The organism is Clostridium sp. J1101437_171009_A5 (assembly GCF_015547905.1).
Lineage (GTDB): Bacteria > Bacillota > Clostridia > Oscillospirales > Oscillospiraceae > Pseudoflavonifractor_A > Pseudoflavonifractor_A gallinarum.
The window spans coordinates 1-1,922 of record NZ_JADMVY010000036.1 but is presented as its reverse complement, the minus strand read 5'-3'; the positions used below and the strand labels follow the sequence as shown (position 1 = coordinate 1,922).

Below are 1,922 nucleotides of genomic sequence, written 5' to 3'. Positions count from 1 at the left end.
ATTACTTGGAGGCCTTCAGGGCCTTGATGGACTCGATGAGCATGGGGGTGACCTTGAAGAGGTCGCCGGTGATGCCGTAGGAGGCCACCTCGAAGATGGGGGCGGTCTCGTTCTTGTTCACCGCGATGATGCACTCGGAGTCCTGCATGCCGGCCTTGTGCTGGATGGCACCGGAGATGCCCAGAGCCACATAGATCTTGGGATGCACGGTCTTGCCGGTCTGGCCCACCTGGTGGTCGGCAGAGATCCAGCCCGCGTCCACCACGGCACGGGAGGCGCCAACCACGCCGCCCAGAACCTCTGCCAGCTCCTCGGCCAGGGCAATGCCCTTCTCCACGTCCTTGCTGATGCCGCGGCCCACGGACACCACCACGTCGGCGCCGATCAGGTCCACCAGCTTCTTGGCAGCCTTCTTCACCTCCAGGACCTCCACATGGATGTCCTCCTTGGTCAGGGCCACCGCGGGCTTCTCCACCACAACGGCGTCGGCCTTGGCCTGGTCAAAGGGAGCCTTCTTCATCACGCCGGGACGAACCGTCGACATCTGGGGACGGAACCGGGGGCAGATGATGGTGGCCATCAGGTGGCCGCCGAAGGCGGGACGGGTCATCTTCAGGTTGGTGTTCTCCTCAAAGACCGTGTTGTCCACGTCGATGGTGGAGGTGGTCTTCAGGAACTCCTTGTACTTGGTCACATCCACGTCCAGGTGGGTGCAGTCGGCGGTCAGACCGGTGTGCAGACGGGCCGCACAGCGGGGGCCCAGGTCACGGCCGATGTTGGTGGCCCCGATCAGGAAGATCTCGGGCTTCTTCTCCTCCACCAGGTCGCAGATCACCTTGGCATAGCCGTCGGTGGTGTAGGTCTCCAGAAGCTCGTGGTCGCACACGTACACCTTGTCCGCGCCGTAGCCGCCCAGCTCCTTCGCCAGACCCTCCACGTTGTGGCCCAGAAGAACGCCGCACAGCTCCACGCCCAGGTCGTCCGCCAGCTTCCGGCCCTCGCTGATCAGCTCGAAGTCCGTGCTCATCAGCTTGCCCTCGCGCTGCTCACAAAATACCCATACGCCCTTGAAGGCGCCGGTGTCTCTACTATCAAAAGCCATTTTTCTGCTCTCCTTTCGATCAGATCAGGTGCTTCTCATCCAGAAGCGACACCAGCTTGTCGCAGGTGGCCTTGTCGGCCCCCTCCAGCATCATGCCGGCGCCCTTCACCGGGGGAGAGAAGGACTTGTACACGTTGGTGGGAGAGCCCTTCAGGCCGATGGTGTCCAGATCGATCAGGGGATCGTCCTTCAGGGTGTTGAAGTCATACACCTCGTAGGGCTTGCTGTAGGCCTCCACGATGCCGCCCACGCTCATGTAACGGGGCTCGTTGAGCTCCTTGATGCAGGTCAGCAGGCAGGGCAGCGCCACCTCGATGGTCATGTAGCCGTCCTCCAGCATCCGCTGCACGGTGATCTTCTTCCCCTCCGCCTTGATCTCGGAGACGTAGGTCACCTGGGGCAGGTTCAGCTTCTCGGCGATCTGGGGACCCACCTGGGCGGTGTCGCCGTCGATGGCCTGACGGCCGCAGAACACGATGGTCTCGTCGTCCACGCCGATCTTCTTCAGCGCAGCGGCCAGGATCTGAGAGGTGGCGTAAGTATCGCTGCCGCCGAACTCACGGCCGGACACCAGCACAGCCTTGTCCGCGCCCATGGCCAGCAGCTCCCGCAGCATGCCCTCCGCGGGCGGGGGACCCATGGAAACCACGGTCACTTCGCAGCCGGTCTCATCCTTCAGCTTCAGGGCCGCCTCAATGGCGTTCATATCATCGGGGTTGGTGATGGTCGCCATGGACGCGCGGTCCATGGTGCCGTCCGCCTTCACCGCAACCTTACCGGAGGTATCCGGCACCTGCTTCACACATACGATTGCTTTCAT

General features: G+C 62.9%; 2 protein-coding genes. Both read right to left on the bottom strand.

Annotation, left to right across the window (positions count from 1 at the left end):
- Window position 1: 1 nt before the first annotated feature.
- Window positions 2-1,102 carry an acryloyl-CoA reductase electron transfer subunit beta gene (gene acrA / locus I2C21_RS17365; RefSeq protein ID WP_101691011.1) on the bottom strand — a complete coding sequence of 367 codons (1,101 nt, stop codon included), beginning with the start codon at window positions 1,100-1,102 and terminating at the stop codon, window positions 2-4.
- A gap of 19 nt (window positions 1,103-1,121) precedes the next feature.
- A partial coding sequence (gene acrB / locus I2C21_RS17360; protein ID WP_101691010.1) for an acryloyl-CoA reductase electron transfer subunit gamma occupies window positions 1,122-1,922 on the bottom strand: 801 nt, incomplete at its 5' end.